The organism is Bradyrhizobium sp. Ken64, assembly GCF_055807555.1.
In genome coordinates this window covers 1-243 of the sequence record NZ_JBVVPA010000127.1, presented here as the reverse complement: position 1 = coordinate 243, position 243 = coordinate 1, and the positions used below count along the sequence as shown (strand labels likewise).

Here is a 243-nt window from a genome sequence, read left to right as displayed (position 1 = left end):
CACTGCCGATTGGCCTTGGCCAGGTGCCCGTAGAGCTCATTTCCGCGTACACCGGAATCGGCTCGGGGCGCGCCTGGGCCGCCTGGGTCAACGCCACACCGCCACGGCGCGAACCGGTAAAGCCCACCGATTTGACACGTGGGTCGGTCACCAGCGCGATACCCACTTCATGGCCAGCATCGTAGAGCAGCGAGAACACACCGTCCGGCAAGCCACAATGTTGCACCGCCTGGGCAACGGCGC

1 protein-coding gene is annotated in these 243 nt (G+C 65.8%); it reads right to left on the bottom strand.

All coding sequences use genetic code 11. From position 1 onward, the window contains the following. The coding region (locus AC0L2F_RS35930; RefSeq protein WP_473251546.1) for an aldehyde dehydrogenase family protein at positions 1–243 on the bottom strand (243 nt) is incomplete at both ends.